Here is a 25,693-nt window from a genome sequence, read left to right as displayed (position 1 = left end):
GTCGAAGCGCCGGAAGGCGTCGCTCCTGCGGGGCGACGCCTTCGTCGTTTCAGGGCCTTCTTGTGACCGTATGATCCGTCCGCATCTACCGACGATTCCAACCACGGAACGAGCCATGAGCGCGCTGGAAACGCAGAACCTGGGCATGGTGCCCATCGTGATCGAACAATCGGGCCGCGGCGAACGCGCCTACGACATCTACTCGCGCCTGCTGCGCGAGCGTGTGATCTTCCTCGTGGGCCCGGTCAACGACCAGACCGCCAACCTGGTCGTCGCGCAACTGCTGTTCCTGGAAAGCGAGAACCCCGACAAGGACATCTCGCTTTACATCAATTCGCCCGGCGGCAGCGTCAGCGCCGGCATGGCGATCTACGACACGATGCAGTTCATCAAGCCGGCGGTCTCGACGCTGTGCATGGGCATCGCGGCCAGCATGGGCGCCTTCCTGCTGGCAGCCGGCGAGAAGGGCAAGCGCTTCGCCTTGCCGAACTCCAAGATCATGATCCACCAGCCGCTGGGCGGCGCCCAAGGCCAGGCCACCGACATCGAGATCCACGCGCGCGAGATCCTGAAGACGCGCGAGCAGCTCAACCGGATCCTGGCCGAACGCACCGGCCAGAGCCTGGAAAAGATACAAGCCGATACCGAGCGCGATTTCTTCATGGACGCGCCCGATGCCCGCACCTACGGGCTGGTCGACGAGGTGATCGCCAAGCGCGGCTGAGGCTGACGCTGCTTGCGCCTCAACAGCGTCGGCAACGGGGCCTTTTTCCAGTGGAAGGCCCCGTTTTCTTTTGCACTATCATCCCCTCGAACCCCTCCCTGTAGCACCGCACGCCCATGCCCGAGAAAAAAGGCTCCTCCAGCGAAAAGGTGCTGTATTGCTCGTTTTGCGGCAAGAGCCAGCACGAGGTCAAGAAGCTCATCGCAGGACCGTCGGTCTTCATCTGCGACGAGTGCATCGAGCTGTGCAACGACATCATCCGCGACGAGGTCCCGGCCGAGTCGCCTGACGCCAAGGGCGGCAAGAGCGACCTGCCCGTACCCGGCGAGATCAAGGCCATCCTCGACCAGTACGTGATCGGCCAGGACACGGCCAAGCGCACGTTGGCCGTGGCGGTCTACAACCACTACAAGCGGTTGAAGCACGTCGGCGAAGGCGCCGGCAAGAAGAAGGATGACGTCGAGCTCGCCAAGAGCAACATCCTGCTGATCGGCCCCACCGGCTCGGGCAAGACGCTGCTCGCGCAGACGCTCGCGCGCCTGCTGAACGTGCCGTTCGTGATCGCCGACGCGACGACGCTGACCGAAGCCGGCTACGTCGGCGAGGACGTCGAGAACATCATCCAGAAGCTGCTGCAGAACTGCAACTACGACGTCGAGCGTGCGCAGCGCGGCATCGTCTACATCGACGAAATCGACAAGATCTCGCGCAAGGCCGACAACCCCAGCATCACACGCGACGTGTCGGGCGAAGGCGTGCAGCAGGCCTTGCTGAAGCTGGTCGAAGGCACCATGGCCAGCGTGCCGCCGCAAGGCGGGCGCAAGCACCCGAACCAGGATTTCCTGCAGATCGACACGACGAACATCCTGTTCATCTGCGGCGGCGCCTTCGATGGCCTCGAGAAGGTGATCCAGAACCGCTCGGAGAAGTCGGGCATCGGTTTCGGCGCGGCGGTGCGCAGCAAGTCGGAGCGCAAGATCAGCGAGGTCTTCCGCGAAGTGGAGCCCGAGGATCTGATCAAGTTCGGCCTGATCCCGGAACTGGTCGGCCGCCTGCCGGTGGTCGCCACGCTGGGCGAGCTGACCGAAGACGCGCTGGTGCAGATCCTGACCGAGCCCAAGAACGCGCTGCTCAAGCAGTACCAAGCGCTGTTCTCGATGGACGGCGTCGACCTCGAGATCCGCAGCTCGGCGCTGCTGGCGATCGCCAAGAAGGCCCTCGCGCGCAAGACCGGCGCACGCGGCTTGCGTTCCATCATGGAGCAAGCGCTGCTGGACACGATGTTCGACCTGCCCACGCTCGATGGCGTGGCGAAGGTGGTGGTCGACGAACACACCATTGACGAGGGCACGAAGCCCTTGCTTGTCTACCGCGAACAGGCGAAGGCCAGCGCCTGAACGCCCCGAGCCGACGCAATGATTGATGCCCAACGCCGCCATGCACCGTGCGGCGCTGCGGCACCGCGATTGCCGCACTTGCAATTCCCGTCTGGGCCCGCACCTCTGTGCCATCGTGCACGCCTGAAGTTGCGCGTCGCCTGAGAAAGTGAGAACCCCCATGTCCGGACATCCGATCCTGCCTGCCGAGCCGATCACGCTGCCGCTGCTGCCGCTGCGCGACGTGGTGGTCTTCCCCCACATGGTCATCCCGCTGTTCGTCGGGCGGCCGAAATCGATCAAGGCGCTCGAAGCGGCCATGGAAGCCGGCCGCCAGATCATGCTGGTCGCCCAGAAGGCCGCCGGCAAGGACGAGCCCAAGGCCGACGACATGTTCGAAGTCGGCTGCGTCTCCAGCATCCTGCAGATGCTCAAGCTGCCCGACGGCACCGTGAAGGTGCTCGTCGAGGGCATGCAGCGCGCGACCACCACGTCGATCGAAGACAACGGCGAGCACTTCGTCGCGAGCATCGTGCCCGTGGCGCCCGAGCAGACCGTCTCGCCCGAGGTCGAGGCGCTGCGCCGCGCCGTGACGCAGCAGTTCGACCAGTACGTCAAGCTGAACAAGAAGATTCCGCCGGAGATCCTGACCTCGATCGCAGGGATCGACGACGCCGGCCGCCTGGCCGACACGATCGCCGCGCACCTGCCGCTCAAGCTCGAGAACAAGCAGGCCGTGCTCGATCTGATCTCGGTGTCCTCGCGTCTTGAGAAGTTGCTCGAGCAGCTCGAGCACGAGGTCGACATCCTGCAGGTGGAAAAGCGCATCCGCGGCCGCGTGAAGCGGCAGATGGAAAAGAGCCAGCGCGAGTACTACCTCAACGAGCAGGTCAAGGCGATCCAGAAGGAGCTCGGCGAGGGCGAGGAAGGCGCCGACCTCGAAGAGCTCGAGAAGAAGATCACCGCCGCGCGCATGCCCAAGGAGGCGCGCAAGAAGGCCGAGGCCGAGCTCAAGAAGCTCAAGCTGATGTCGCCGATGTCGGCCGAAGCCACGGTCGTGCGCAACTACATCGACACGTTGGTCAACCTGCCCTGGAGCAAGAAGACCAAGATCAAACACGACCTCGCGCACGCCGAGGAGGTGCTCAACGAGGACCATTACGGCCTCGAGCGGGTCAAGGACCGCATCCTCGAGTACCTTGCCGTGCAGCAGCGCGTCGACAAGGTGAAGGCGCCGATCCTGTGCCTGGTCGGCCCCCCGGGCGTGGGCAAGACCTCGCTCGGCCAGAGCGTGGCGCGCGCCACCGGCCGCAAGTTCGTTCGCATGGCGCTGGGCGGCGTGCGCGACGAGGCCGAGATCCGCGGTCACCGCCGCACCTACATCGGCTCGATGCCGGGCAAGGTGCTGCAGAACCTCGCCAAGGTCGGCACGCGCAACCCGCTGTTCCTGCTCGACGAGATCGACAAGCTCGGCATGGACTTCCGCGGTGACCCGTCGTCGGCGCTGCTCGAGGTGCTCGACCCGGAGCAGAACCACACCTTCGGCGACCACTACATCGAGGTCGACTTCGACCTGTCCGACGTGATGTTCGTGGCCACCTCGAACTCGATGAACATCCCGCCGGCGCTGCTCGACCGGATGGAAGTGATCCGCCTGTCGGGCTACACCGAGGACGAGAAAGTCAACATCGCGCAGAAGTACCTGCTGCCCAAGCAGCGCAAGAACAACGGCGTGAAGGACGAGGAACTCGACGTCACCGAAGGCGCGATCCGCGGAATCATCCGCTACTACACCCGCGAGGCCGGCGTGCGTTCGCTTGAGCGCGAGATCAGCAAGATCTGCCGCAAGGTGGTCAAGGGCCTGTCGCTGAAGAAGTACGAAGGCCGCGTCGTCGTGGACGACGAGAACCTCAATGACTTCCTCGGCGTGCGCAAGTACGACTTCGGCCGTGCGGAGAAGCAGAACCAGGTCGGCCAGGTCGTCGGCCTGGCATGGACGGAAGTCGGCGGCGACCTGCTGACGATCGAGTCGGCGGTGATGCCGGGCAAGGGCAACATCATCCGCACCGGCTCGCTCGGCGACGTGATGAAGGAGTCTGTCGAGGCTGCTCGTTCGGTGGTGCGTTCGCGTGCCGCTCGGCTGGGCATCAAGGACGAGCTTTTCGAGAAGCGCGACATCCACATCCACGTGCCGGATGGGGCGACGCCCAAGGATGGTCCCAGCGCCGGCATCGCGATGACGACGGCGTTCGTCTCGGCGCTCAGCGGCATCCCGGTCAAGGCCGATGTGGCGATGACTGGCGAGATCACGCTGCGCGGCGAGGTCACGGCGATCGGCGGTCTGAAGGAGAAGCTGCTGGCCGCCCACCGCGGTGGCATCAAGACCGTGCTGATCCCTGAGGAGAACGTCAAGGATCTTCAGGAGATTCCCGAGAACGTGAAGAACCATCTCGAGATCGTTCCGGTGAAGTGGATCGACCGCGTGCTGGAACTCGCGCTCGAGCGACAGCCGCAGGCCCTGTCCCTCGATGACGAGGTCAAGGCCGAAGCGGCGCCTGCGAAGGCCGATGCAACGACCACGGGCACCGCTTCGCAGGAGGCCGTGAAGCATTGAAGCGAAGGGGCTTGCAATGCCTGCGCAAGGCCCCCTATAATGCGAGGCTCACGACAACGATGAGGCCAGGACGAAACGCCAGGCAGCAACGGCATCGTGAGCAATGCGGGAGTAGCTCAGTTGGTAGAGCGTAACCTTGCCAAGGTTAAGGTCGCGAGTTCGAGACTCGTCTCCCGCTCCAGATACACAAAGGGAAGCAGCCGCTTCCCTTTTTTGTCGGTTAAAGTGCGGCGCGTTGCTCGCAACGTTCTTCACCGGCGCGGTAGCAAAGCGGTTATGCAGCGGATTGCAAATCCGTTTAGGTCGGTTCGATTCCGGCCCGCGCCTCCAAACATGTGAACGGCCCCCTCGGGGGCCGTTTTTCTTTGTCCGCCCGGAGACGCGTGCGGCTAGAAGGTGATCTCGAAGCGCTGGTCGCGATAGCGCAGCACGGCCGCCTTCAACTTGATCTGTTCGACGACGAGATCGGGCGCCACGCGGTCTTGCTCGCGATGGATCAGGCCGTTGAGGATCACGAAGCGCGCCGAAGGCGTATCCGAGTAGACCGCGCCTCCGAAGGCCAGCGGTGGCAGTTCCCGACGCAGGCTCTCTGGCAGCTCCGACAACTTGGGGATGCGTTCGGACGACTCCACCTTGGCGGCTGGCGGTGGCGTCGGTGCCAAAGCCCGTGGCGGAGTTCTCGGTGCCGTGCGCGACGGTTCGTCGGCTGGCTGGCGCGCCGGCATCGCGGCGGCTTCGATCGCTAGGCTGTGCGGTCCCGGGCCTTGCGGAGCGGTCGGTAGAGCCGCTCGTTCGAGCGGTCGCGGCTCCGCGGCCTGGCGGGGCACGGCCTCAGGCTGTGGTTGCGACCGTGGCGCAGCATTTGGCGGTGCAGGCATCGCCGGCATCGTGGTCGGGCCGTGGCCGGTCGCCTGAGGCACTGGCATGGGGTCAGGGCCGCTGCGGCCGAGCGCGAACCATAGGGCCGGCGCCGCCAGCCCAAGAGCGATGCCGATCATCACCCACAACAACACCGGTCGTTCACGGGGGACGGCCGGGTCGGCGCGCGACAGCGGTCCGGCAGCTTGCTGAGTGAAGAGCTTCGGTACGCCCGCCTGCTCGCGTTCGCGTTCGGCATCGGAGCGGCGCAGCGCGTCGAGGATGTACGACATGGCTTAACTCCCGCTCGCCAGCAGTCGCGGCTCGTCGATGCCGGTCGCGCGGTTGAGTTGCATCAGCGTCGCAGGGCCTGCGAGGCCGTCGGGACGCAGGCCCTGCGCGATCTGGAAGGCCTGGACGCGTCCCTTGAGCTCGGCGTCCAGCGTCTGGGGCGCGGCGGGCGCCGATCGGCCCTGCGCGGCGGCCAGTCGTGCGGCCAGCCAGTCGACAGCCGGGCCGCTGCTGCCTTCAGGCAGCGCGCCACCGCGGTAGCCGGGCGGCGCGCGCCAGAAGGTGCTGAACTCACCGCGCCACGAACTGGTCAGGCTGTCCAGCGGCAGCCGGCGGCTGCCACCATCGTCGGTGCCCAGCACGAGGCGGTCGCCTTCGATGGCGGCGAGCACGGCGTAGCTCGCGCGTCCGGCGTCGTCGTACAGGGTCAGCACGACCGGTCGATCGAGCCGGCGAATGAGGCCGAGCCCGCCGCTGATCTTGAAGCAGCGCATGCCGTGTCGCGTGGCTTGCTGGCACGGATCCTCGTCAGCCCCGATCGTGACGTTCCATCGCGCTGCGAGCCGACGCAGGGCCTGCGCTTCGGAGCGCAGCCACTCGGGTGCTGACGCCGTGGTCGCTTCGGCCGCCGACGCGGCCGCATCGCCGCTCATGGCTCGCCGCTCGATCGGCGCGGACGCGCCTGTCGGTGCAGGCGGTGTCAAGGCCGCGGTCCGCGACGCCGCGACAGCGGCGGGCGCCGCCGCCGTCGCGGCATGCGTCTCCGAACGGCTGCCCATCGTCCAGTACGTGCCGCCGCCGGCGGCCAGCATCAGCACCGCCGCCGTGCCGGCCGCGAGCGCGACGCGGCGACGAGGCGCCGGCTCGGCGTCCCCGAACACTTCGGCGGCTGCCTTGTCGACGGTCTTGCGGTCGACACGGGCCACGCCCGACGCGTAGGCGCCAAGCATCGCGCGATCGCAAAGCAGGTTGATGCGCCGCGGCACGCCGCGCGAGAGGCGATGGATGCGATCGAGCGCCGCCGGCTCGAACGGCAAGGCGGCGGTCAGGCCCGCCACGCCGAGGCGGTGCCGCACATAGTGCACCGTCTCCTCAGGAGACAGCGCGCCCAGGTGATAACGCGCGACCACGCGCTGCGCCAGTTGCTCGAGCTTGGGGCTGGCCAGCAGCCCGCGCAGCTCGGGCTGGCCGATCAGCACGATCTGCAGCAGCTTGCGTTCATTGGTCTCGAGGTTGGTGAGCAGGCGCAGCTGCTCGAGGACGTCGATCGAGAGGTTCTGCGCCTCGTCGACGATGAGGATGTTGTTCTGACCGACCGCGTGCGTCTTCAGCAGGTACTCGTTGAGCGGATCGACGTAGTCCTTGACTGTCGGTGCGCCTTCGCCGATGTGCCGGTACGGCACGTGGAACTCGTCGCAGATTGTGCGCAACAGTTCCTCGACGGTGAGCTTGGGGTTGAAGATGTAGGCGACGTTGCAGCGCTTGGGAATCTGCTCGAGGAAGCAGCGGCACACGGTGGTCTTGCCCGCGCCGATCTCGCCCGTGAGCAAGACGAAGCCGCCGCCGCTGCCGAGCCCGTAGAGCAGATGCGCCAAGGCCTCCCGATGGCGCTCGCTCATGTAGAGGTAGCGCGGGTCCGGGGCGATGGAGAACGGCTCGTGCTTCAGGCCGAAGAAGGGCGCGTACATGGGCAAAGCATAGCGGGCGCGCAACGCCGCGCCCGCAAATACGTCAGCAATCGGTCATGGGGCCGGCATTCGCGGGGCGGCGCGCGTGGCTAGAGTGCATCGGCAACCTCGTGCGTGTCCATGTCACCGTGCTCGACGACCTTGATTTCGCTTCGACCGCCTGGGTCATCGGTGCGGCCGCGCTCGCGCCCTGGCTGAGCCAACGCGGCGCGTCGGCGCGGCTGCCGGTGATTGCGCTGGAGCTGCTCCTGGGCGTTGCGATCGGCCCTCACGGCCTGCAGCTCGCCGAGGTCGATGGCGGCCTGCAGGTTCTTGCCGTGATGGGCATGGCCTTGCTGTTCTTCCTGGCTGGCATGGAGATCGATGTCCGCGAGTTGCGTGGGCCGTCGCTGGCTCGCGGCGTCGGCAGTTGGGCGATCTCGCTGGGGCTGGCGACTGTTGCTGCATGGGGCCTCGGCAGCGCGGGCGTCATCACCGATCGTCATGTGGTCGCGATCGCACTGGCGACGACCGCGCTGGGCATCGTCGCGCCGGTGCTGCGCGACATGCAGTGCGGTGCGAGCGACTTCGCACGTGCGGTGATCGCCTGTGCCGTGATAGGAGAGCTCGGGCCTGTGCTGCTGATGTCGCTGCTGTTGGCCGGACGAGGCGGCGAAGCGCGGCAGATCGGCGCGACGCTCGTGTTCATGCTTGCCGCGCTGGCGGTGTGCTGGGCATCGTTGCGCGTGCGCCCGCCAGGCTTGATCCGCGAGATCGGCCGCGCGATGCATCGCAGCGGCCAATGGCCGATCCGGCTGTGCCTGTTGCTGATGGTCGCGATGATGGGGCTGGCGCATTGGCTGCGCCTGGAGCTGGCGCTGGGCGCGCTGGTGGCCGGGCTGGCCGTTGGGCTGGCTCGACGCGAGCAGCGCGGCGCGCCGCTCGATGACGAGCTGGGCCACAAGCTCGATGCGGTGGGCTTCGGCCTGCTGGTGCCGATCTTCTTCGTCACGAGCGGCATGCGGCTCGAAGTGCGGCCCCTGATGGCGGACGCGGCATCGTGGCCCGACGTCGTGCTGCTGACCGCTGCGTTGCTCGCCGTGCGCGGGCTGCCGGCCGTGCTGTTCGTCCGCGATCTCGGCGTGCGGCAGACGCAGGCGCTGGCGCTGCTGTCGGCCACGTCGCTGTCGATGATCGTCGCGCTGTCTTCCGCGGCCGTGGCGGCGGGGCACATGGCGCCGCTCGAGGCGACGCGGCTGGTGGCCGCGGGTTTGCTGAGCGTCCTGCTGTTCCCGTGGCTGGCCATGTGCCGGCTTTCGCCCGGATGTGTCCGTGCTGCGGCTACGATCGCGCCTGGCCCCGATGGCGAAACAGGCAGACGCAGCGGACTTGATTCATCTTGAGCACCTGCACGGAAACGTGCAGCGTGAATCCCGTCAAACTCGGTGAACCCCCTGCGAGTCTGCTCGCGAGGCAACGCCGAGCCAAGCCGCGCGGCCGGTCCGTGCGGAAGGTGTAGAGAGCGGACGGCGGGCACCTACAGCGTCGGCAACGGCGCCAGGGTGAAGGCGCGCTCCAGACCCCAAACGCGATGTGCGAGCGTCGCGGCGGCGAAAGCCGTGGCGGGTAAGAAAATCCGCGGGACCGAGAAGGTCCATCCCGGTTCGATCCCGGGTCGGGGCACCAGGCTCGATCGAGCGCTTCAGGTGTCGATGCGCAAGGGCGGCACGTCGAACGGGAAGTCCAGCCACGCGCGCGCGATGTCGGCGAGCGCCTGCGGATCGCCGGTGGTCCCGAGCGTGGTGCTGGCGTCGGTGATGGCCAGGGGTTCGAGGTTGGCCGCCAGGCGCGCCGCCTGCTGTGCCACCGCGACGGCGGTGTCGAGCAGCGTCACATCGGGCCCGAGCGCGGCCGCGATCTCGGCTGCTGCGAACGGATAGTGTGTGCAGCCAAGCACGACGACGTCGACCCGAGCCTCGCGCAAGGGCCGCGCGTAGCGCTGCGCGAGTTCGGCTACCTGGGCCATCCCCGCGGGGCCCTGTTCGAGCGCGCGGGCGAGACCGGGGCACGGCTGCAATGCGACGTCCACCGAGGGATGAAGCGCGGCCTGCGCTTGCAGCAGCCGGCGAAAGCGCTCGCTGGACAGCGTGGCGCTCGTGGCCATCACACCCACGCGGCCAACGCGTGTGGCAGCCAGCGCCGGCTTGATACCCGGCTCGACGCCGACGAAGGGCAAGGACGGATGCGCTTCACGCAGCCCGTCGATCGCCAGCGCGGTGGCCGTGTTGCAGGCGACGACGACCAACTGTGCGCCCCGCTCGACGAGCACGCTCGTCATCGCGCGCGAGCGCTCGGCAACGAAAGCGGCATCGCGCTCGCCATACGGCGCATGTGCCGAGTCGGCGAGGTAGCTCAGGCGCGCGCCCGGCAAGTGCCGACGCAGCGCGCGCAACACAGACAGCCCTCCCACGCCGGAATCGAACACGCCGACATGGAGAGTGGGCGAGCCAATGGCTGCGGGTTCGGGCGACACACGGGCGGCGGACACGGCGCGCGAGTCTAGCTGCGGTGCCGGTTGTCGCGCAGGTGGCAGGCGGTCGAAGCCATTCGAGTAGAATCTGAAATCGAACGATCGTGCTTTTTTGTGGCCGACCCAGGCAGTTGCCTCCTCGTCGCTCCATAGAATGCCGTCAGGTTTTGCACAGACTTCCTTCGAGGAGAGCGTTTCATGAAGGCCCTGGTTCCGGTCAAGCGCGTGGTTGACTTCAACGTCAAGGTGCGCGTGAAGAGCGACGGCAGCGGTGTGGACATCGCCAACGTCAAGATGAGCATGAACCCCTTCGACGAGATCGCCGTCGAAGAGGCCACGCGCCTGAAGGAAAAGGGCATCGTCACCGAGATCGTCGCGGTGTCGTGCGGCGTGACCCAGTGCCAGGAGACGCTGCGCACGGCGATGGCCATCGGCGCCGACCGCGCCATCCTGGTCGAGACGGACGCCGAGCTGCAGCCGCTGGCCGTGGCCAAGATCCTCAAGGCCCTGGTCGACAAGGAGCAGCCCGGCCTCGTGATCCTGGGCAAGCAGGCCATCGACGACGACTGCAACCAGACCGGCCAGATGCTGGCCGCGCTGGCAGATCTGCCGCAAGCCACGTTCGCCTCCAAGGTCGAGGTGGCCGATGGCAAGGTCAAGGTCACGCGGGAGGTCGACGGCGGCCTGGAGACCGTGTCGCTGTCGCTGCCGGCCGTGATCACCACCGACTTGCGCCTCAACGAGCCGCGCTACGTGACGCTGCCCAACATCATGAAGGCCAAGAAGAAGCCGCTCGAGACGGTCAAGCCGGCCGATCTCGGCGTCGATGTCACGCCGCGCATCAAGACGCTCAAGGTCAGCGAGCCGCCCAAGCGCTCGGCCGGCATCAAGGTGCCCGACGTCGCCACGCTGGTGGCCAAGCTCAAGAACGAAGCGAAGGTGATCTGACCATGACCGTACTTGTCATCGCTGAACACGACCACGGCACCCTCAAGGGCGCCACGCTCAACACCATCACCGCCGCGACTCAGTGCGGCGGCGATGTCCACGTGCTGATCGCCGGCCACAACGCGGCCGGCGCCGCGCAGGCGGCCGCGCAGGTCCAGGGTGTCGCCAAGGTGCTGCTGGCCGACGCGCCGCAGCTGGGCGAGCAACTCGCCGAGAACGTGGCCGCGCAAGTGCTGGCCATCGCGGGCAGCTACAGCCACCTGCTGTTCCCAGCCACCGCGCACGGCAAGAACGTCGCGCCGCGCGTGGCCGCCAAGCTCGACGTCGCGCAGATCAGCGATATCACCAAGGTCGATGCGCCCGACACCTTCGAGCGCCCGATCTACGCCGGCAACGCCATCGCCATCGTGCAGACCAGCGATGCGGTGAAGGTCATCACCGTGCGCACCACCGGCTTCGACGCCGCGGGCACCGGCGGCAACGCGGCGGTCGAGAACATCCCCGCGGTGGCCGACTCCGGCAAGAGCGCCTTCGTCGGCCGCGAGGTCACCAAGAGCGACCGCCCGGAGCTCACCGCCGCGAAGATCATCGTCTCCGGCGGCCGTGCGCTGGGCTCGAGCGACAAGTTCAACGAGGTGCTCACGCCGCTGGCCGACAAGCTCGGCGCCGCGCTCGGTGCGAGCCGTGCCGCGGTCGACGCCGGCTACGCGCCCAACGACTGGCAGGTCGGCCAGACCGGCAAGATCGTCGCGCCCAGCCTGTATGTCGCCTGCGGCATCAGCGGCGCGATCCAGCACCTGGCCGGCATGAAGGACTCCAAGGTGATCGTCGCGATCAACAAGGATCCGGAGGCGCCGATCTTCAGCGTGGCCGACTACGGCCTCGAGGCCGACCTGTTCGAGGCCGTGCCCGAGTTGGTCAAGCAGCTCTGAGCTGCATTGCGCGTGATCTTCAAGCGCCTCGACGTCCTTGCGTCCGGGCGCTTTTTCTTCGGCTGTTGAGGAGACAAGAATGAGTTACCAGGCGCCCGTGAAGGACATGCTGTTCTGCATGAAGGAGCTGGCCGGCATCGAAGCGGTGGCCCAGTTGCCCGGCTACGAGGACGCCGGCTTCGAGACCGCGCAAGCCGTGCTCGAGGAATGCGCCAAGCTCAACGAGGGCGTGATGGCGCCGCTGAACTGGACCGGCGACCAGCAACCCAGCTTCTGGAAGGACGGCAACGTCACCACCACGCCGGGGTTCAAGCAGGCCTTTCGTCAGTTCGTCGAAGGCGGCTGGCAGGGCCTGCAGCATCCGGTCGACTTCGGTGGCCAGGGCCTGCCCAAGACCATCGGCGCGGCCTGCATCGAGATGGTCAACAGCGCCAACCTGAGCTTCGCGTTGTGCCCGCTGCTGACCGACGGCGCGATCGAGGCGCTGCTGACCGCCGGTACGCCCGAGCAGCAGCAGACCTACATCCCGAAGATGATCTCCGGCGAGTGGACGGGCACGATGAACCTGACCGAGCCGCAAGCCGGCAGCGATCTCGCGCTGGTGCGCACGCGCGCCGAGCCGCAGGCCGACGGTTCGTTCAAGCTCTTCGGCACCAAGATCTTCATCACCTACGGCGAGCACGACATGGCGGACAACATCGTCCACCTGGTGCTCGCGCGCGTGGCCGGCGCCCCGGAGGGCGTGAAGGGCATCTCGCTTTTCATCGTGCCCAAGTTCATGGTGAATGCCGATGGCTCGCTGGGCGAGCGCAACGACGTGCACTGCGTGAGCATCGAGCACAAGCTGGGCATCAAGGCCAGCCCGACCGCGGTGCTGCAGTTCGGCGACCATGGCGGCGCGACCGGTTATCTCATCGGCCAGGAGAACCGCGGCCTCGAGTACATGTTCATCATGATGAACGCGGCCCGCTACGCGGTGGGCATGCAGGGCATCGCGGTGGCCGAACGCGCCTACCAGAAAGCTGCCGCCTACGCGAAGGACCGCGTGCAAAGCCGCCCGGTCGACGGCTCGCTGCCGGGCAGCGGTCCGATCATCCACCACCCCGACGTCAAGCGCATGCTGATGACCATGCGCGCGCTGACCGAAGGCTGCCGCGCGATGGCGATCACCGCCGCGGCCGCGTACGACGCCGCGCACGCGCATCCCGATGCAGAGGTGCGCAAGCAGAACCAGGCCTTCTACGAGTTCATGGTGCCGCTGGTGAAGGGCTACAGCACCGAGATGAGCCTGGAGGCCACGTCGCTCGGCGTGCAGGTGCACGGCGGCATGGGCTTCATCGAGGAAACCGGCGCGGCGCAGTACTACCGCGACGCGCGCATCCTGCCGATCTACGAGGGCACGACGGCGATCCAGGCCAACGACCTCGTCGGGCGCAAGACGGCGCGCGACGGCGGCCAGGTCGCCAAGGCGATCGCACGGCAGATCGCCGCGACCGAAGCCCAGCTGTCGGATCGCAAGAGCGATGCGGCCAAGTCGATGCTCAAGCGCCTGAGGGCTGCGCGCGAGGCCTTCGAGCAGGTGGTCGACTTCGTGGCCGGACAAACCAAGGCGAGCCCCAACGCGGTGTTCGCGGGCTCGGTGCCCTACCTGATGCTGGCAGGCAATGTGGTGGCCGGCTGGCAGATGGCGCGCGCGCTGATTGCGGCCGAGGACAACGCCGCGAGCGATGCCGCCTTCATGGCCGCCAAGGTCGTCACCGCGCGCTTCTACGCCGAGCACATCCTTTCGCGCGTGCCGGCGCTGCGCGATGCCATCGTCGAAGGCGGCGAGAGCGTCAACGCGCTGGCGCCCGACGCCTTCTGATCTCCTTGCCGTTCGGAGTCCTCATGCCTTTGCCGCCCGTTCTTGCGAACCTGCCGCTGCCGATCATCGGCTCGCCGCTGTTCATCATCAGCAACCCCAAGCTCGTGATCGAGCAGTGCAAGGCCGGCATCGTCGGCTCGATGCCCGCGCTCAACGCGCGCCCGGCCTCGCAACTCGACGAGTGGCTGGCCGAGATCACCGAAACGCTTGCGGCCTACAACCGCGCCAATCCCGACAAGCCGGCCGCGCCGTTCGCGATCAACCAGATCGTGCACAAGAGCAACGACCGGCTCGAGCACGACATGAGCGTGTGCGCGAAGTACAAGGTGCCGATCGTGATCACGTCGCTCGGCGCGCGCACCGACGTGAACGAGGCCGTCCACGGCTGGGGCGGCGTGGTGCTGCACGACATCATCAACAACACCTTCGCGCGCAAGGCGATCGAGAAGGGCGCCGACGGCCTGATCGCCGTGGCCGCCGGTGCCGGCGGCCATGCCGGCACCAAGAGCCCGTTCGCGCTGGTGCAGGAGATCCGCCAGTGGTTCGACGGCCCCGTCGCACTCAGCGGCGCGATCGCCACCGGACGCGCGGTGCTGGCGGCACAGGCGATGGGCGCGGACTTCGCCTACATCGGCTCAGCCTTCATTGCCACCGAAGAAGCGCGCGCGGTCGAGGGCTACAAGCAGATGATCGTCGACAGCAGCTCGGACGACATCGTCTATTCGAGCCTGTTCACCGGCGTGCACGGCAACTACCTGAAGGGCTCGATCCTCAATTCGGGTCTCGATCCCGACAAGCTGCCCGAGGCCGATCCGAGCTCGATGAACTTCGGCGGCGGCGACAGCGCCAAGAAGGCCTGGAAGGACATCTGGGGTTGCGGGCAGGGCATCGGCGTCGTCGATCGCGTGGTGCCGGCGCGCGAGCTGATCGAGCGGCTCGCGCGCGAGTACGCCGAGGCGAAGCGGACCTTGCTCGCGGCCGCCTGAGCGGGCCGCTCAGATCGGCTCGGTCGGAACCGCCGGCGCGCGCTGGCGGTAGGCCTCCACCCACTCCGGCACGGCCGCGGCCGGCATCGGCCCGGCAATGCCATAGCCCTGGCCGACCACGCAACCGGCGGCCACCAGGGCGCGCGCCTGCGCTGCCGATTCGATGCCCTCGGCGATCACGGTGCAGCCGAAGGTGCGCGACAGCGCGATCACGCCTTCGACGATGGCCAAGTCCGCGCTGCTGGTCAGCATGCCGTGCACGAAGGAGCGGTCGATCTTCATCGAGTCGACCGGCAGCTCGCGCAGATAGGTGAGCTGCGAATAGCCGGTGCCGAAGTCGTCGAGCGCGAAGCGCACGCCCAGCGTGCGGCAGCGGTCCATCACCTGCGAGGTGCGGCCCAGGTCGGCCAGCGCAGCGGTCTCCAGCACCTCCAGCTCCAGACGACGCGCGAGCAGCGGGTCGTGCTCTTCAAGCAGCTCGCGCAGCCGTTCGGCGAAGTTGGGATGCTGAAGGTGACGGCCCGAGACGTTGACACTGAGCGAGAAGCGATGGCCCTGCTCGGTCCAGTGGCCAAGCTGGCGCAGCGCCTCGTTGAGGACCCAGTCGCCCAGCTTGACCGCTAGCTCGGCGTTCTCGACCAGCGGCAGGAATTCCGCCGGAGGCAGCAAGCCATAGTGCGGGCGCTGCCAGCGCAGCAGCGCCTCGAAGCCCAGCACCTCGCGGCGCTGCATGTCGACCTTGGGCTGGTAGTAAAGGCAGAACTCGCCGGCATCGAGCGCATGCTCGATGCGCAGCGCCGCCTCGCGCCGCGCGATGGTCTGGCGATCGAGCTCGGGATCGAAGAACTGCACCTGATTGCGGCCGGCCTGCTTGGCGCCGTACATCGCGTGGTCCGCATGGCGCAGCAGCGTGTCGGCATCGGCCCGGTCGAGCGGGTACACGGTGACCCCGATGCTCGCCGTCACGTGCCATGCGCGCGGCATGCCCACGGTGTAGGGCTGCGTCACCGACTGCAGCACGCGTTGCAGCCCCTGGGCGCATTCGGCCAGCGACGTGGTGCGCATCAGCAGCACGAACTCGTCGCCACCGAGGCGCGCGACGACATCGTGGCCGCGCAGCGTGGCCCGCAGGCGCCCGGCCAGCTCGGCCAGCAGGCGGTCGCCGGCGTCATGGCCGAACTGGTCGTTGAGCGGCTTGAAGTGGTCGAGGTCGAGATAGGCCACCGCGAGCCAGTGGCCATCGCGGTCGGCGGCGGCGATCGCCTCGCGCAGCAGCGTCGCGAGCCGCACGCGGTTGGGCAATTCGGTCAACGGGTCGTAGTGCGCCAGCCGCTCGAGCTGCTCGCGATGCTGGCGCGCGGTGGTGATGTCCGACACGGCCATCACGTGGTGCTCGATCTCGCCCGACGCGCCGCGCACCACCGACACCGTGGTCTGCTGGGTGTAGCGCTCCCCGTTGCGGCGGATGGCGACCAGCTCGCCTCGCCAGACGCCGCCTTCCGCGAGCGCATTGCGCACGTCTCCGCGCAGGGCATCGAGCTCGTCGGGCCGCGACGGGTCGGTCGCAGCGAGCAATGCGGGGACGCTGCCGATGAGCTCGTCGCGCGCGGTGCCCGTCAGTCGCGTGTAGGCAGGGTTGACGTGCAGGATGCGGCATTGCGCATCGGTGATCACCAGGCCTTCGTGAAGATGCTGCACGAGATGCGACGACAGGCGCTGACGGTCCTCGGCCATGCGTCGTTCGGTGATGTCGGTGCCGGCAGCGATCACGCGCAGCGCTTCGCCGCGCGGGCCGCGCTCGACCACCCGTGCATGCAGCTCGAACCATTTCCAGCGTCCGTCGCGGCATTGCAGGCGGTGCTCGATACGCAGCTCCTTGCTGCGCTGTGCCAGCAGGTCCTCGAGCGCTGCGCGCAGGCGCGGGTCGTCCTCGGGGTGGACTCGCGACTGCCACTCCTCGAGCCGGTCGCCGATCTCGTGGTCGCGATAGCCCAGCATGGCCTTCCAGCGTCGCGAATAGAAGATGCGACCGCTGCGCAGGTCCCAATCGCCGACGCCGGTGGCCGCGCCCTCGAGCGCGAGCTGCCAACGCTCCTCGCTTCGAAGGCGCTCGCCGATCAGTACCGAGATCGTCAGCGGTACGACGGCGAGCGTGGCGATGTAGCCCCATAGCAGCGCAAGTCCGCGCTGCACTTCGCCGCTGAAGAAGGGGCCAAGCCCGCGAGCGGTGCCCCAGGCAGCCGTAGCGGCCAGCGCCAGCGAGGCCAGCGATGCGACGTGCAGGCCCGCGCGCAGGACCAGCCAGCACAGCAGGGCATGCGGCACGAAGATGAGCGGCGTGAGGTCCGCCGAGGCCGGCCGCGTGAATGTGATCGCGCCACACAGCACCGTCACCGCGATCAGCGTGAAAGTCCCGATGTGCCGGCGCAGCTGGGCACGGTGACGCGCCGGCACCGGCTCCGTGGGCCAGGTCAGCAGTGGAACGCCAACCAGCAGGGCACCGACCGCGTCGCCAAGCCACCAGGCGAGCCATGCCACCGGCGCTCGCGGTGCCGGCAACAGGCCCGCGAAGTGAAGCGACAGTGCGCCGCACAGCGAGGTGATGGCCATTCCCGCCCCGACGCCGAGGACGAGGAAGGCAAGCACATCCTGCCGACGGTCGAGCTCGGTTCGAAAGCCGCGGCGCGCGAGCCAGTCGGCCGCGAAGGCCGGCCCAAGCGCGTTGCCGATCGACAAGGCCGCGGCCAGTGGCGCCGAGGAGCCCACGGCCAACGCAACGGCCAGCGCGCCGGCGGCCACGGCCGGTGTCATCGATGGCCCCCAGCGCAGCAACGCCGCGAGCGCGATGCCCGAGGGCGCCCAGATCAGCGTGACATACGCGCCCTGATACGGCAGCTGCAGGCCCAGACGACCGGTGATGTAGTACGCCAGTGCAACGACCAGCGAACGCAGGATCCAGCGCACGACATCGTCGATGCGACGCGAAGCAATAGCAGCAGTCCTGGCGTCGGGCGTGGCGCTCATGCGGTCAATGTCCTACGGCGGATCCGCCATGGACTGCCGCGCGACTGTCGACTGTAGCAATCGCGGCGGCGCTGCAAAACGATGAATGTCGAGCGGTCTGACGCGCCTGGACGAGAGGCTGCGGATCCGCTGTCGCCTATTGCGCGAGGCCGAAAAAGTGATGTATCATTTCAGCTTCACCGAAACGCTCAAACGCATTGAGGTGGACCGACGCGGAGTGGTAGTTCAGTCGGTTAGAATACCGGCCTGTCACGCCGGGGGTCGCGGGTTCGAGTCCCGTCCACTCCGCCAACAAATTTCAAAGGCCAGCTGCTGAAAAGCCGCTGGCCTTTGTCCTTTTGGGCGTCTTGCGTCGTGATGGTTGGGCGTCGTGCCGACGAACGAAGCGGATCAATCAGCCTCGGCCGCTACGCGCAACTGTTCGACCGTATAGCCTTCCAGCAGCAAGGCACGCTTGAGCCAATCGGGCTGCTCACCGAAGCCGTCCCAGGTTTCGCCGTTGGAGGGGTGCCGGTATTTGGGGCCGGCCAGTTGCGTTGGCGCGGGAACTGGCGAGGTTGGTTCCTGGGGTGCCGTCTCGATCTCGTCGATCGTGATGCCCCAGAACTCCATCAGGAAGCGGATGCGCTTCAGTGCGACGACCCTCTCGGGCGTCGAGTCGTCGTCGTGGGCCGTGGTCATTGCGATCCGCGGTGCACGAAACGGGCGGTAGGGCACCGCCCGCGACCGGTGCTCAGCCGGTCTGGCCGCAGGCAGGATCGCAGACGACCTGCGACTTGCCGAGGATGCGCTGGGTCTTCAGCTGGGCACGCGGACGGTGCTTGCCACACTTGAAGCAAGACATCGTCGCGGCCGAGAACACACCGCCAGTGCCAAACGGGGAGCCGGAGGCCTTCGAGCGATAACGCAGCCCGTCGGCGGTCACTTTGGTTTGAACGTCGTCTTTCGCCATCCGTCTATTGTCGCATTGCGCGGAAGGATTTGCGCGCTGCATCGACGAGACCGCGCGAGCAGGTGGCCCATCGTCGATTTTTTGCCTCAACGCGCGGTGCTCGGCGCGTTCGCCGTGCGCGAGCTGGGAGACCAGAAGCCGGTGGCCAGGCTCGTGCCGAGCAGGATCACCGCGCAACCCGCCAGCATCACGGTGCTCACGGCCTCGTGGAGGAAGATCCCGCCCCACAGCACGGCGAAGACCGGGATCAGGAAGGTGACCGCGATGGCGTTCGCCGGCCCGACGTGCGCGATGAGCCTGAAGTACAGCAGATAGGCCAGGGCCGTGCTGAGCAGCGCGAGCAGCACAGCGGCAATCCATGCGGTGCTCGAGATGGGCTGCGCCGGCCATGCCAGCAGCGCCAAGGGCAGCAGCGCGACGGCCGCGGCACATTGGCTGCCGGTGGCCACGGCCAGCGGCGGCACGCCGGTCAGGCGCCGCTTGGTGAAGCTGGCCGACCAGCCGTACAGCAGCGTCGCGCCCAGGCAGGCCAGCACCGCCCAGCCGGTCTGTTGCGCTCCGGGCTTGAACGAGGCCTTGTCCCACGCCAGCCACAGCACGCCGGCGAAGCCGATCACGAGTCCGACGACGCGCCACGGCGTGAGCCGGTCGCGCAGCCACAGCCATGCGATCAGCGCGCCCCACAGCGGTGTGGTCGCGTTGAACACCGACGCAAGCCCGGCGGTGATCGACAGGGCCGCGAAGCTGTAGGCCAGGAACGGCAGGGCGGAGTTGCTGATGCCCACCACCGCGATGGCGCGCCAGTGCTGCCTCAGCGCGGTGCCCTGTCCGGCGGCCAACGCGAGCGGCAGCAGTGCGAGACTGGCCAGGCCCACGCGCACGGCGGCCAGCGCGACCGGGCCGAACTCGCCCGCCCCCAGGCGCATGAACAGAAATGACGCGCCCCACAGCGCGGCCAGCAGCAGCAGTTCACACAGGTCACGAGGCTTCATGCGGCGAGCTCCAGGGGGCGCTGGAGGCCGGCACGAGCGCCCTCCAGGCGTAGCAAGGCGGCCTTGCGGTCGAGCCCGCCGGCATAGCCGGTGAGCGAACCGTTCTGGCCGACGATGCGATGGCAAGGTACGACGATCGACACCGGATTGCGTCCGACCGCCGCGGCGACGGCGCGCACCGCGTCGGCGCGACCGAGCGAACGGGCCAGCGCGCCGTAGGTCGGCGTCTCGCCGGCGGGCACGCTCAGCAGGGCTTGCCAGACGCTGCGCTGGAAGTCGCTGCCGGCGAGATCGAGCGGTGTCGCGAAACGCATCGACGCGCCGCGGAAGTAGGCCCACAACTCCTCGCGCAGCTGGGCGATCCAGCGCTGTGTCGAGTCGCTCGGCACGTCGAGCGCGCCGGGGTGGTGACGCTGACCGTCGAACCACAGGCCGGCGATGCCGCGCGCAGTGGCGGCGGCGAGCATGCCGCCCAGGGGCGTCTCGAAGCGGCCCTGCGCAACGAGCGCGCGGTGGTCGATCGTGTTCATGTTCCGGTCTCCAGGTGGTGCCACAAGCGCATCACGGCGTAGGAGCGCCAGGGGCGCAGCGGCTCGGCCAGGGTGTCGAGCGCGCGCTTGTCGCGCGTGCCGAGGGCATTCATCAGCCCGATGTCCGACGACGGCCAGGCATCGGGCCACGACAGCGCGCGCATCGCGATGACCTGCGCGGTCCACTCGCCGACGCCGGGCAACGCCCGCAATGCATCGAGCGTGGCTTCCAGGGGGGCGGCGCGGTGCAGCGCCAGGCTGCCGTCGGCCACGCCGGCTGCGATGGCCTGCAGCGCGCGCACGCGCTGGCGCACGATGCCCAGCGTGCCGATCGCTGCCGGGTCGGCCTGCGCGATCGCCTGCGCGCTCGGGAACAGGTGAGTGATGTCGGCCCAAGGCGTCGCGATCGGCGTGCCGAAGCGCTCGACCAGGCGCTGCGCCAGCGTGCGAGCCGCCGCGACGGTGACCTGCTGCCCCAGCACCACGCGCACCGCGGTCTCGAAGCCGTCGAGGGATCCGGGCAGTCGCAGGCCGGGGCGCACCGCCAGCGGCAGCGCGGCCAGCGCGGCATCGATCGACGGCGGCTCGACATCGAGATCGAAGGCCTGGCGCAGCCGTGCGCTGATCAGGCCCAGCGCAGGTGCGAGCGTCGGCGCCAGGCTCACGAGCAGTTCGCTGCGCTCGAGGTCGATGCGCGCATGCAGCCAGCCGGCCAGTTCGCGGCCGGCGTGCGTCACGCGAAGGCTGCGGCGATAGCCGTCGCCATCGACGGCCTCGATGCCGCGCATCGCGCGCCGCGCGATGAAGCCGAGCAGCGCCTCATGGTCGTAGGGCGGGCGCAGGCCGAGCCGCACGCGCAGCGCCGCGGCCGGCGGCGCCGCCGATTCGCCGCGGTCGCGGCGCAGCCGGCTCGGGCTCAGCCGGTAGCGCTCGGCAAAGGCCGCGTTGAAGCGCCGCAGACTCGCGAAGCCGCTCGCCAGCGCGACTTGCGTGATCGGCTGCTCGGTGTCGCTGAGCAGTTGCTTGGCGAGCAGCAGCCGGCGCGTGGTGAGGTAGTCAACAGGGCTCACGCCATGCTCGCCCTGGAAGATCCGGCGCAGGTGGCGATCGGTCACGCCCAGGCGCTCGGCAATCGTGGGCAGCGTGACGGCCTCGCCGGCATAGACCGCCTCGTCGAGCATCGCGGCGGCGGCTTGCGCGAGGCTGGACGAGGAATCCACCAACGACAGGCCCGGCGCGAGTTCGGGGCGGCAGCGCAGGCAGGGCCGAAAGCCGGCATGTTCGGCGCGCACGGCGCTGTCGAAGAAGCGGCAATTCGCGCGACGCGGCAGCCGCACGCGGCACACCGGCCGGCAATAAACGCCGGTGGAGGTGACGCCGACGAACAGCCGCCCGTCGAAGCGCGCATCGCGTGCTTGCCAGACGCGCCAGGCCGCGTCGGCATCGATGCCGGCGCCGGGCACGGTCTCGACGGCCGCGGGGACGTGGGTGGTTTGCGGGGGCATGAGGCGATGGTAGGTCGCCCACCGAGTGTGACTCGCCGTTTTCGGACGTGTGCCTGGAGGGGCTTGGCGCCCACATGGCGTCCCTACAATCCGCCGTCCCTTCTACACGGCGCGCCGGCGTCGATGTGTCCATGCAAGTCGATCCCAGCATCTTCAAGGCCTATGACATCCGCGGCGTTGTCGGGCGTTCGCTCGACGAGCGCGTTGCCGAGCATCTCGGTCGGGCCTTCGGCACCGAGGCGTTGCGGCAGGGCGAGAAGGCCGTGGCGCTGGGGCGCGATGGTCGGCTGTCCGGCCCGTCGCTCGTCGCGGCGCTGGCGCGCGGCCTGCGCTCGACCGGCATCGACGTGGTCGATATCGGGGCCGTGACCACGCCGATGCTGTACTACGTGGCCGCGACACGCGGCGCGCATGGCTGCAACTCGGGCATCCAGGTCACCGGCAGCCACAACCCGAAGGACTACAACGGCTTCAAGATGGTGCTGGCCGGTCGCGCGATCTATGGCGAGGACATCCAGGGCCTGCGTCGGCGCATCGAGGCCGAGGACTACGCCAAGGGCCGCGGCCGACTGGGCCGCATGGACATCCTGGCCGAGTATTCGCATCGCATCGCCAGCGACGTGAAGCTGGTGCGGCCGATGAAGATCGTGGTCGATTCCGGCAACGGCATCCCCGGCGCATCGGCGCCGGGCATCCTGCGCGCGCTGGGCTGCGAGGTGATCGAGCTCTATTCCGAGGTTGATGGCGACTTCCCCAACCATCATCCCGATCCGTCCAAGCCGGAGAACCTCGTCGACCTGATCCGCACCGTGCGCGAAACCGGCGCCGAGCTCGGGCTCGCGTTCGACGGCGACGGCGACCGGCTGGGTGTCGTCACGCGCGAGGGCAACAACATCTTCCCGGACCGCCAGTTGATGCTGTTCGCGCGCGACATCCTTTCGCGCGTGAAGGGCGGCACAGTGATCTTCGACGTCAAGTGCACGCAGCGTCTTGCACCGGCGATCCGCGAGGCCGGCGGCGAGCCCTTGATGTGGAAGACCGGGCATTCGCTCATCAAGGCCAAGCTCAAGGAGACCGGCGCGCCGATCGCCGGCGAGATGAGCGGGCATATCTTCTTCGCCGAGCGCTGGTACGGCTTCGACGATGCCACCTACACCGCGGCGCGGCTGCTCGAGATCCTGTCGCGCGAGCGCGACCCGAGTGCGCTGCTCGATGCGCTGCCGGCCAACATCAGCACGCCGGAGCTCAACGTGCCGTGCGCCGAGGGCGAGCACCATGACGTCATTGCCCGATTGCGCGAGACCGCCACGTTCCCCGGTGCCCGCGAGGTGATCACGATCGACGGCCTGCGCGCCGAATACGACGACGGCTTCGGCCTCGTGCGCGCCTCCAACACCACGCCGGTGCTGGTGCTGCGCTTCGAAGGCCGCACGCAGGCGGCGCTGGAGCGCATCGAGGCGCAGTTCCTCGCGGCGATCCGCGCGGTCAAGCCGGACGCGAAGATCGCGGCCGCGGCGCACTGAGCGAGCGCGCATGCAGATCGCGCGCTGGCTCTACAGCGGTTTGCTCGTGGCGCTGGCGCCCGCCTACCGGCTGCGGCTGGCATGGCGCGGCCGCCGCGAGGCCGGCTACAACGAAGCGGTCGGCGAGCGCTTCGGCCGCTACGAGTCTTCGCCGCCGACGCCCGGCGCGGTATGGATCCATGCCGTGTCGCTGGGCGAGACGCGCGCAGCCGCTGCGCTGATCGATGCCTTGCACGCGCGCCGCCCGCGCCTGCGCATCCTGCTGACGCATGGCACGGCCACCGGCCGCGAAGCAGGCCGTGCTTTGCTGCGCGAGGGCGATCGACAGGTCTGGCTGCCTTATGACACGCCGGGTGCCGTGCGCCGCTTCCTGCGTCATCACCGACCGTCGATCGGCGTGCTGATGGAAACCGAGCTCTGGCCCAATCTCGTGGCGATCGCGAACGAGCTGGGCGTGCCGCTGCTGCAGGCCAATGCGCGCCTGAGCGAGAAGAGCCTGCGGCGCGGCGAGCGCTTCGCCGCCCTGCTGCGCCCGGCGGTCGCCGGGCTGACCGAAGTGCTGGCGCAGACCGAAGCCGACGCCCAGCGTCTGCGCGGCGCCGGCGCGCGCACGGTGCAGGTGGTCGGCAACCTCAAGTTCGACATGACGCCGTCGCCCGATCTGATCGCGCGCGGCGCGGCCTGGCGCGCGGCCAGCGAGCGACCGCTGGTGCTCGCGGCCAGCACGCGCGAGGGCGAGGAGGCCGCATTGCTCGCGGCCTGGCGCGAGGCGGCCCCGCCGGCGCGGCTGCTGCTTGTGCCGCGCCACCCGCAGCGCTTCGACGAGGTCGCCCGGCTGGTCGGCGATGCAGGCTTGAGCCTCTCGCGCCGCAGTGCGTGGCAGGCCGATCGACCCGACGACGGCGATGCGCAGGTCTGGCTCGGCGACTCGCTCGGCGAGATGCCGGCCTACTACGCCGCGGCGCGCCTCGCGCTACTGGGCGGCAGCTTCGAGCCGCTCGGCGGCCAGAACCTGATCGAGGCCGCGGCGTGCGCCTGCCCGCTGCTGATCGGGCCGTCGACCTTCAACTTCGCTCAGGCGGCCGAGTTGTCGTTGGCCGCCGGTGCCAGCGAGCGGCTGCCCGGCCTTGACGCGGCGGTCGCCCGCGCGGTCGAGTTGCTGGCGGCCGAGCCCGCCACGCTGGAGGCGATGAGCCGCAAGGCGCTCGACTTCGCGGCTGCCCATCGCGGCGCCGCCGATCGCATGGCCGCCGCGATCCTGGCGCGGCTGCCCGCCGAACCGGATCAGCCGCGCAGCGCCTTTGCGGCCTCGCTGACCAGCGTCGAGCCGCGATAGATGAGCCCGGTGTAGATCTGCACGAGGTCGGCGCCCGCGTCGCGCTTGGCGCGCGCGTCGGCGCCGGACAGCACGCCGCCGACGCCGATGATCGGAAAGCCCGCGCCCAGCGCGAGGCGCAGCTGCCGGATCACGCGATTGCTGGCCTCGAGCACCGGCCGACCGGAGAGGCCACCGGCTTCGTTGGCATGCGCCAAACCCTGAACGGCCTCGCGCGAGATCGTCGTGTTGGTGGCGATCACCCCGTCGATCGCGTTCTTCTTCAGCGTCGCGGCGATCACGGTGACCTGCTGCTCGTCGAGGTCGGGGGCGATCTTCACGAACATGGGGACGGTGCGGCGATGCGTCGCGATCAGCTGCTGGCGGCGCTCCTGCAGGGCGCCTAACAGGCGGTCGAGCGCCTCGTCGCTTTGCAGGCTGCGCAGGTTCTGCGTGTTGGGGCTGGAGATGTTGACGGTCACGTAGTCGGCGTGCGGATACACGCCGGCCAGGCCGATCAAGTAGTCGTCGACCGCGTTCTCGATCGGCGTTGCGGCGTTCTTGCCGATGTTCAGGCCGAGCACGCCGCCGCCGTCGCGAAAGCGGGCGCGCGAGACGTTGGCGATGAAGGCATCGAGCCCGTCGTTGTTGAAGCCCAGGCGGTTGATCAGCGCCTGCGCCTCGGGCAGGCGGAACATGCGCGGCTTGGGGTTGCCCGGCTGAGCCTTCGGCGTGACGGTGCCGACCTCGATGAATCCGAAGCCCATCGCGCCCAGGCCGTCGATGCAGCGACCGTTCTTGTCGAGCCCGGCGGCCAGGCCGACCCGGTTCGGGAAACGCAGCCCGGCCACATGCACCGGATCGTCGACGCGTGCCTCGCGCCACAGGCAGGCCAGCGGCGTGTGCTGGAAGCGCGCCAGCGCGTCGAGCGTGAGTTCGTGGGCCTGTTCGGGATCCATGCCGAACAGGAAGGGGCGGGTGAGGGCGTAGGGAACGAGGGCCATGATCGGCGCGGATTGTCTCCGAGCCGAGCGCGCGGGCCGAGCAGGCGCGTCCTCGATA

Annotated in this window: 20 protein-coding genes and 3 tRNA genes; 13 read left to right on the top strand and 10 right to left on the bottom strand. The window is 68.6% G+C overall.

The genetic code is table 11. The features are described 5' to 3' along the window. The first annotated feature begins 115 nt into the window (after positions 1-115). From clpP to ACO2TI_RS20980, 5 genes are all read left to right on the top strand, one after another. Entirely contained in the window at positions 116-724 is a 609-nt protein-coding gene (clpP, locus tag ACO2TI_RS21000; RefSeq protein WP_423287128.1) for an ATP-dependent Clp endopeptidase proteolytic subunit ClpP, read from the top strand. A 116-nt stretch (positions 725-840) separates the two neighbouring features. Further along, a complete protein-coding gene (clpX, locus tag ACO2TI_RS20995; RefSeq protein WP_423287127.1) occupies positions 841-2,121 on the top strand; it encodes an ATP-dependent Clp protease ATP-binding subunit ClpX in 1,281 nt (426 codons plus the stop codon). Positions 2,122-2,281: 160 nt separating this feature from the next. After that, entirely contained in the window at positions 2,282-4,714 is a 2,433-nt protein-coding gene (lon, locus tag ACO2TI_RS20990) for an endopeptidase La (protein ID WP_423287126.1), read from the top strand. 105 nt (positions 4,715-4,819) lie between these two features. After that, positions 4,820-4,895 (top strand) — tRNA-Gly (locus ACO2TI_RS20985). A 75-nt stretch (positions 4,896-4,970) separates the two neighbouring features. Next, a tRNA-Cys gene (locus ACO2TI_RS20980) sits at positions 4,971-5,044 on the top strand. 59 nt (positions 5,045-5,103) lie between these two features. On the opposite strand, the gene ACO2TI_RS20975 is transcribed toward ACO2TI_RS20980, so the two are convergent. Continuing rightward, entirely contained in the window at positions 5,104-5,865 is a 762-nt protein-coding gene (locus ACO2TI_RS20975) for a general secretion pathway protein GspB (RefSeq protein ID WP_423287125.1), read from the bottom strand. Between the two features lie 3 nt (positions 5,866-5,868). Beyond that, complete coding sequence (locus ACO2TI_RS20970; RefSeq protein ID WP_423287124.1) at positions 5,869-7,551, bottom strand: AAA family ATPase; 1,683 nt, start codon at positions 7,549-7,551, stop codon at positions 5,869-5,871. 56 nt (positions 7,552-7,607) lie between these two features. Between ACO2TI_RS20970 and ACO2TI_RS20965 the strand changes: the two genes are divergently transcribed. Beyond that, on the top strand, positions 7,608-8,933 hold the full coding sequence (locus ACO2TI_RS20965; protein WP_423287123.1) for a cation:proton antiporter: 1,326 nt from the start codon (positions 7,608-7,610) through the stop codon (positions 8,931-8,933). 299 nt (positions 8,934-9,232) lie between these two features. Here the strand turns inward: ACO2TI_RS20965 and murI are convergent, their stop codons facing one another. Further along, the gene (gene murI / locus ACO2TI_RS20960) at positions 9,233-10,078 is read right to left on the bottom strand and encodes a glutamate racemase (RefSeq protein ID WP_423287122.1); all 846 of its coding nucleotides are present in this window, start codon (positions 10,076-10,078) and stop codon (positions 9,233-9,235) included. A 180-nt stretch (positions 10,079-10,258) separates the two neighbouring features. Here murI and ACO2TI_RS20955 point away from each other — a divergent pair, with 180 nt between their 5' ends. The 4 genes from ACO2TI_RS20955 (at position 10,259) to ACO2TI_RS20940 (ending at position 14,790) form a co-directional block, all read left to right on the top strand. Then, positions 10,259-11,008: an electron transfer flavoprotein subunit beta/FixA family protein gene (locus ACO2TI_RS20955; RefSeq protein WP_423287121.1), complete on the top strand. Its 750-nt coding sequence runs from the start codon at positions 10,259-10,261 to the stop codon at positions 11,006-11,008. Positions 11,009-11,010: 2 nt separating this feature from the next. Then, positions 11,011-11,940, top strand: coding sequence for an electron transfer flavoprotein subunit alpha/FixB family protein (locus ACO2TI_RS20950; RefSeq protein WP_423287120.1), 930 nt, complete (start codon positions 11,011-11,013; stop codon positions 11,938-11,940). A gap of 79 nt (positions 11,941-12,019) precedes the next feature. Next, entirely contained in the window at positions 12,020-13,804 is a 1,785-nt protein-coding gene (locus ACO2TI_RS20945) for an acyl-CoA dehydrogenase (RefSeq protein ID WP_423287119.1), read from the top strand. A 23-nt stretch (positions 13,805-13,827) separates the two neighbouring features. Then, positions 13,828-14,790, top strand: a complete 963-nt coding sequence (locus ACO2TI_RS20940; RefSeq protein ID WP_423287118.1) for an NAD(P)H-dependent flavin oxidoreductase — start codon at positions 13,828-13,830, stop codon at positions 14,788-14,790. A gap of 9 nt (positions 14,791-14,799) precedes the next feature. On the opposite strand, the gene ACO2TI_RS20935 is transcribed toward ACO2TI_RS20940, so the two are convergent. After that, complete coding sequence (locus tag ACO2TI_RS20935) at positions 14,800-17,814, bottom strand: EAL domain-containing protein (protein ID WP_423287117.1); 3,015 nt, start codon at positions 17,812-17,814, stop codon at positions 14,800-14,802. A 214-nt stretch (positions 17,815-18,028) separates the two neighbouring features. On the opposite strand from ACO2TI_RS20935, the gene ACO2TI_RS20930 reads away from it, so the two are divergent. Further along, positions 18,029-18,105: transfer RNA gene (locus ACO2TI_RS20930), tRNA-Asp, on the top strand. A 99-nt stretch (positions 18,106-18,204) separates the two neighbouring features. Here the strand turns inward: ACO2TI_RS20930 and ACO2TI_RS20925 are convergent. The 5 genes from ACO2TI_RS20925 to ACO2TI_RS20905 form a co-directional block, all read right to left on the bottom strand. After that, positions 18,205-18,495, bottom strand: coding sequence for an H-NS histone family protein (locus ACO2TI_RS20925; RefSeq protein ID WP_423287116.1), 291 nt, complete (start codon positions 18,493-18,495; stop codon positions 18,205-18,207). 52 nt (positions 18,496-18,547) lie between these two features. Next, positions 18,548-18,766, bottom strand: coding sequence for a hypothetical protein (locus tag ACO2TI_RS20920; RefSeq protein WP_423287115.1), 219 nt, complete (start codon positions 18,764-18,766; stop codon positions 18,548-18,550). A gap of 86 nt (positions 18,767-18,852) precedes the next feature. Beyond that, entirely contained in the window at positions 18,853-19,758 is a 906-nt protein-coding gene (locus ACO2TI_RS20915; RefSeq protein WP_423287114.1) for a DMT family transporter, read from the bottom strand. Further along, on the bottom strand, positions 19,755-20,288 hold the full coding sequence (locus ACO2TI_RS20910; protein ID WP_423287113.1) for a methylated-DNA--[protein]-cysteine S-methyltransferase: 534 nt from the start codon (positions 20,286-20,288) through the stop codon (positions 19,755-19,757). Before ACO2TI_RS20910 ends, ACO2TI_RS20915 begins: the two co-directional genes overlap by 4 nt. Then, positions 20,285-21,793: a DNA-3-methyladenine glycosylase 2 family protein gene (locus tag ACO2TI_RS20905; RefSeq protein ID WP_423287112.1), complete on the bottom strand. Its 1,509-nt coding sequence runs from the start codon at positions 21,791-21,793 to the stop codon at positions 20,285-20,287. The genes ACO2TI_RS20910 and ACO2TI_RS20905 overlap by 4 nt, the downstream gene beginning before the upstream one ends. 131 nt (positions 21,794-21,924) lie before the next feature. On the opposite strand from ACO2TI_RS20905, the gene ACO2TI_RS20900 reads away from it, so the two are divergent. Together ACO2TI_RS20900 and waaA are read left to right on the top strand one after the other, a co-directional pair. After that, positions 21,925-23,316: a phosphomannomutase/phosphoglucomutase gene (locus ACO2TI_RS20900; protein ID WP_423287111.1), complete on the top strand. Its 1,392-nt coding sequence runs from the start codon at positions 21,925-21,927 to the stop codon at positions 23,314-23,316. A gap of 10 nt (positions 23,317-23,326) precedes the next feature. Further along, a complete protein-coding gene (gene waaA, locus ACO2TI_RS20895; RefSeq protein ID WP_423287110.1) occupies positions 23,327-24,652 on the top strand; it encodes a lipid IV(A) 3-deoxy-D-manno-octulosonic acid transferase in 1,326 nt (441 codons plus the stop codon). On the opposite strand, the gene ACO2TI_RS20890 is transcribed toward waaA, so the two are convergent. Next, positions 24,601-25,635 carry a quinone-dependent dihydroorotate dehydrogenase gene (locus ACO2TI_RS20890; RefSeq protein ID WP_423287109.1) on the bottom strand — a complete coding sequence of 345 codons (1,035 nt, stop codon included), beginning with the start codon at positions 25,633-25,635 and terminating at the stop codon, positions 24,601-24,603. The two genes, waaA and ACO2TI_RS20890, sit on opposite strands and share 52 nt — an antisense overlap. Positions 25,636-25,693 lie beyond the last annotated feature (58 nt).

The sequence above is a fragment of the Caldimonas sp. KR1-144 genome (assembly GCF_049446155.1).
In the GTDB taxonomy this organism is placed as follows: domain Bacteria; phylum Pseudomonadota; class Gammaproteobacteria; order Burkholderiales; family Burkholderiaceae_C; genus Rivibacter.
This window is presented reverse-complemented; position numbering and strand designations above follow the sequence as displayed.

What these genes read in the sequence shown, in the direction of transcription:
- waaA (WP_423287110.1), top strand. Translation starts at nt 23,327, where the DNA reads ATGCAGATCGCGCGCTGGCTCTACAGCGGTTTGCTCGTGGCGCTGGCG.
- ACO2TI_RS20940 (WP_423287118.1), top strand. Translation starts at nt 13,828, where the DNA reads ATGCCTTTGCCGCCCGTTCTTGCGAACCTGCCGCTGCCGATCATCGGC.
- ACO2TI_RS20970 (WP_423287124.1), bottom strand. Translation starts at nt 7,551, where the DNA reads ATGTACGCGCCCTTCTTCGGCCTGAAGCACGAGCCGTTCTCCATCGCC.
- clpP (WP_423287128.1), top strand. Translation starts at nt 116, where the DNA reads ATGAGCGCGCTGGAAACGCAGAACCTGGGCATGGTGCCCATCGTGATC.
- ACO2TI_RS20935 (WP_423287117.1), bottom strand. Translation starts at nt 17,814, where the DNA reads ATGAGCGCCACGCCCGACGCCAGGACTGCTGCTATTGCTTCGCGTCGC.
- clpX (WP_423287127.1), top strand. Translation starts at nt 841, where the DNA reads ATGCCCGAGAAAAAAGGCTCCTCCAGCGAAAAGGTGCTGTATTGCTCG.
- ACO2TI_RS20890 (WP_423287109.1), bottom strand. Translation starts at nt 25,635, where the DNA reads ATGGCCCTCGTTCCCTACGCCCTCACCCGCCCCTTCCTGTTCGGCATG.
- ACO2TI_RS20965 (WP_423287123.1), top strand. Translation starts at nt 7,608, where the DNA reads ATGGGGCCGGCATTCGCGGGGCGGCGCGCGTGGCTAGAGTGCATCGGC.
- ACO2TI_RS20945 (WP_423287119.1), top strand. Translation starts at nt 12,020, where the DNA reads ATGAGTTACCAGGCGCCCGTGAAGGACATGCTGTTCTGCATGAAGGAG.
- ACO2TI_RS20905 (WP_423287112.1), bottom strand. Translation starts at nt 21,793, where the DNA reads ATGCCCCCGCAAACCACCCACGTCCCCGCGGCCGTCGAGACCGTGCCC.
- ACO2TI_RS20915 (WP_423287114.1), bottom strand. Translation starts at nt 19,758, where the DNA reads ATGAAGCCTCGTGACCTGTGTGAACTGCTGCTGCTGGCCGCGCTGTGG.
- ACO2TI_RS20955 (WP_423287121.1), top strand. Translation starts at nt 10,259, where the DNA reads ATGAAGGCCCTGGTTCCGGTCAAGCGCGTGGTTGACTTCAACGTCAAG.
- ACO2TI_RS20950 (WP_423287120.1), top strand. Translation starts at nt 11,011, where the DNA reads ATGACCGTACTTGTCATCGCTGAACACGACCACGGCACCCTCAAGGGC.
- lon (WP_423287126.1), top strand. Translation starts at nt 2,282, where the DNA reads ATGTCCGGACATCCGATCCTGCCTGCCGAGCCGATCACGCTGCCGCTG.
- ACO2TI_RS20925 (WP_423287116.1), bottom strand. Translation starts at nt 18,495, where the DNA reads ATGACCACGGCCCACGACGACGACTCGACGCCCGAGAGGGTCGTCGCA.
- ACO2TI_RS20910 (WP_423287113.1), bottom strand. Translation starts at nt 20,288, where the DNA reads ATGAACACGATCGACCACCGCGCGCTCGTTGCGCAGGGCCGCTTCGAG.
- ACO2TI_RS20975 (WP_423287125.1), bottom strand. Translation starts at nt 5,865, where the DNA reads ATGTCGTACATCCTCGACGCGCTGCGCCGCTCCGATGCCGAACGCGAA.
- ACO2TI_RS20920 (WP_423287115.1), bottom strand. Translation starts at nt 18,766, where the DNA reads ATGGCGAAAGACGACGTTCAAACCAAAGTGACCGCCGACGGGCTGCGT.
- ACO2TI_RS20900 (WP_423287111.1), top strand. Translation starts at nt 21,925, where the DNA reads ATGCAAGTCGATCCCAGCATCTTCAAGGCCTATGACATCCGCGGCGTT.